Here is a 3,216-nt window from a genome sequence, read left to right on the forward strand (position 1 = left end):
AACTCCGGAACTATCGGAGATTGCCTGCTCATGCCGAAAGAGATGGACAACGAACATCAGAGTTGGTGATCTTGCCCGCGGAGCCCGTATATTGTCGGCTAACGCCGCATGATTTGCGGCCCTGTTTGAGGAAACCGGTCTCGTCGATCACCAGAACCGCGTCGTCCGCAGCCAGATGATCGACAACATAATCACGCACGACATCACCCGCCGCCTCAGCGTGCATCCACCCCGTTGTAAAATCGCTTGCAATAGTGACCCCATGAGGGGTCGTTTTCGCGTCCAAAACTGACCCCTCTGACGTTTTTATGTCAGCATTCTTCCTGCGGCCTCTAACGGGCCCGGGGGGTATTTTTGGGGATGATTGGTGTGGATTTAATAGGCGATATCCGTCGTGCGTATTTTGAAGAACATGTGCCGATCAAGGAGATTGTGCGCTGCCTGTCGGTTTCACGGGCGACGGTGCGCAAGGTGGTTCGTGGTCAGGCGACGTCATTCAAGTATGACCGAGGCGTTCAGCCTGCGCCCAAGCTTGGGGTTTGGCTGGCTGTTTTGAGCGATATCCTGGCTCTGGAGGCGAAATTACCGCGCCGGGAGCGGCGCTCGACGCAGCGTTTGTTCGAGGAACTGCGTGGCCGCGGCTATGATGGCGCGCATGACAGCGTGCATCGGTTTGCGAAGGCGTGGCGTGCCGAGCAGGCACGGTTGCCGAACAAAGCCTATGTGCCGCTGAGTTTTGCGCCTGGTGCGGCGTATCAGTTCGACTGGAGCCACGAGACCATCACGCTGCAGGGCCTGCCGGTGGTGGTCAAGGCGGCGCATATGAAGCTGTCGCACAGCCGTATGCCGTTTGTGCGGGTGTATCACCGTGAGACCCAGGAGCTGGTGTTCGACGCGCATGACAAGGCGTTTGGCTTTTATGGCGGGGTCTGCCGGGTTGGCATCTACGACAACATGAAGACTGCGGTGGAGGCGATCTTTATCGGTAAAGCCCGCAAGTATAACCAGCGCTTTCTACAAATGTGCTCGCACCATCTGGTAGAGCCCCGCGCCTGCACGCCCGCTTCAGGCTGGGAGAAGGGGCAGGTTGAGAACCAGGTGGGGAACATGCGCGACCGGCTGTTCCTGCCCAAGCCGCGGGTAAAAAGTCTGGCCGAGTTGAATGCGTGGCTGGAAGACCAGTGCATTGCTCATGCCAAAGCCACGATGCATCCCGAGTTCAAGGACCGGACGATCTGGTCGGTGTTCCAGGAAGAACGCGCCAGCCTGATGGAATTGCGTGGCCCGTTCGATGGTTTTGTTGAGAAGGCGGTGCGCGCCACGACCACCTGCCTGATCATGGCCGATCATAACCGCTACAGCGTGGATGCGCGGGCCGCCGGGCAAAAGGTGCTGGTACGCTCACATGCCGAGCGCATCGTGGTGCTGCTGGGCGATGAGGTTGTGGCCGAGCATCCGCGGCATTTTAGGCGCGATCAGGTGGTCTACAATGCCTGGCATTATTTGCCGATTCTGCTGCGCAAACCTGGCGCGTTGCGCAATGGTGCGCCGTTCAAGGATTGGGAGTTGCCGGCGGGGCTCGCCGAGGTACGGCGCAAATTGCAGAGCCACGCCGATGGTGACCGGCAGTTCGTGAAAATTCTAAACGCGGTGCTGGAGCATGGCCTGGCGGCGGTGGAGGCGGCCTGCGCGGAGGCGCTGGAGGCGGGGCTTGCTGGCAGCGATGTCATCCTCACCGTGCTGGCGCGCAGGCTGCAACCAGCTCTGCCGCCGAGTATCACCACGCCCGATGCCCTGCGGTTGAAATTTGAACCGGCCGCCGATTGCGCTCGCTATGACAGCCTACGGCGGGCCGCGTGATGGAGCGCCAGGATATCTTGGCAGCGATGACTGATCTTAAACTTATAGGTATGCGCTCCGCTTTTGACGAGATCGTAGGAAAAGGCATGGCGCGGCGTGATGAATTCTACCCGCTGATCGCCAGCCTGATCCGCGCCGAGCATACATACCGCCAGGCCCGGTCGATCAGCTACCGGATTACCGGGGCCAAATTCCCGGTACTGAAAGATCTGAATAAATTCAGCTTCGCCGGCACTGTGATCGACGAAGGGCTGGTGCGCGAACTGGCGACCGGCGCCTTCCTCGATGCCAGGCGCAACGCCATCTTTATCGGCGGAACCGGCACGGGGAAGACTCATCTGTGCATCGCCGTTGCCTCTGCCGTCATCCGCGCCAAAGCCCGTGGCCGATTCTACAACCTTGTTGATCTGGTCAACCAGCTGGAGCAGGAGAAAGCCGCTGGACGCAGCGGCAGGCTGGTGGAGAAACTGCTGCGCTATGATCTCATCGTCATCGACGAACTTGGCTATTTGCCGTTCAGCCAGTCCGGCGGCCAGTTGCTGTTCCACCTCATCAGCAAGCTCTACGAAAATACCTCGCTGCTGATCACCACAAATCTCGCCTTCGCCGACTGGCCGCAGGTTTTTGGCGATGCCAAAATGACCACCGCCATGCTGGACCGCCTGACTCACCACTGTGACATCGTCGAGACCGGCAATGAGAGCTGGCGTTTTAAAAACCGCGGCTGATATCCACGGCCGCTCTGCCACATAAGGACCGATACAGGTTTAGCGCCTCCGCCCTCTGCCCCGCGCCATACGGCGCGGGGCAGAGGGCGGAGGCGCTAAACCTGTTCCATGGACCAAAACTAACGCCAGATCGAACATCGACTAACGCCCAGGGGGTCGGGATTGGACGCGAAAGAGGGGTCACGGTTGGAAGCGATTTGACACACCCCGTCTTGCGCGACTCGTTGCCAAGAAGCGTATCAAGAAAATCGCCCGCCGACGCCGCAACACGAGACGGCGTGAACAACGGACGTATACGGCCCTTCACATCCCGGAGCGAAGACGCCCAAAGCTCCAATGTCTCTTCAACAGATGCGCCGCCACTTATCAGAGCCTGAATCATGGTTGCCCATTGATTCAGAACTCGCGATAAAATGCAACTGTAGCGCTAGCGGGATCGCCTCGGGTGATGAGCGAATTAACGGAAGGGGATCTTCGGCCAAGTCCTGCACCGAAGCGGGCTGATAGGCGAAGGCTGAGGTGTAGAGAAAAAAAGGCCATGCCGCGAGGTGGAGTACTCGTACTTTCTTTTACCCATAACTTTTGGTGAAAACTGGCTATTGCGCGGCTCGAATCCCGTGTGATTCTG

Annotated in this window: 2 protein-coding genes and 2 pseudogenes; 2 read left to right on the forward strand and 2 right to left on the reverse strand. The window is 58.9% G+C overall.

Annotated features, from left to right (window positions below; translation table 11 throughout):
- Window positions 1-52: 52 nt before the first annotated feature.
- Window positions 53-235, reverse strand: a pseudogene (locus QQJ84_RS07180) (transposase); the annotation flags it as partial.
- Between the two features lie 125 nt (window positions 236-360).
- On the opposite strand from QQJ84_RS07180, the gene istA reads away from it, so the two are divergent.
- Both istA and istB read left to right on the forward strand, forming a co-directional pair.
- The gene (gene istA / locus QQJ84_RS07185; RefSeq protein ID WP_284257449.1) at window positions 361-1,860 is read left to right on the forward strand and encodes an IS21 family transposase; all 1,500 of its coding nucleotides are present in this window, start codon (window positions 361-363) and stop codon (window positions 1,858-1,860) included.
- On the forward strand, window positions 1,860-2,588 hold the full coding sequence (istB, locus tag QQJ84_RS07190) for an IS21-like element helper ATPase IstB (protein ID WP_284257450.1): 729 nt from the start codon (window positions 1,860-1,862) through the stop codon (window positions 2,586-2,588). The genes istA and istB overlap by 1 nt, the downstream gene beginning before the upstream one ends.
- A gap of 193 nt (window positions 2,589-2,781) precedes the next feature.
- Here istB and QQJ84_RS07195 read toward each other — a convergent pair.
- Window positions 2,782-2,970: pseudogene (locus QQJ84_RS07195) on the reverse strand (IS701 family transposase); the annotation flags it as partial.
- Window positions 2,971-3,216 lie beyond the last annotated feature (246 nt).

Source organism: Acidocella aquatica (genome assembly GCF_030160635.1).
In the GTDB taxonomy this organism is placed as follows: Bacteria; Pseudomonadota; Alphaproteobacteria; order Acetobacterales; family Acetobacteraceae; genus Acidocella; species Acidocella aquatica.

What these genes read in the sequence shown, in the direction of transcription:
- istB (WP_284257450.1), top strand. Translation starts at nt 1,860, where the DNA reads ATGGAGCGCCAGGATATCTTGGCAGCGATGACTGATCTTAAACTTATA.
- istA (WP_284257449.1), top strand. Translation starts at nt 361, where the DNA reads ATGATTGGTGTGGATTTAATAGGCGATATCCGTCGTGCGTATTTTGAA.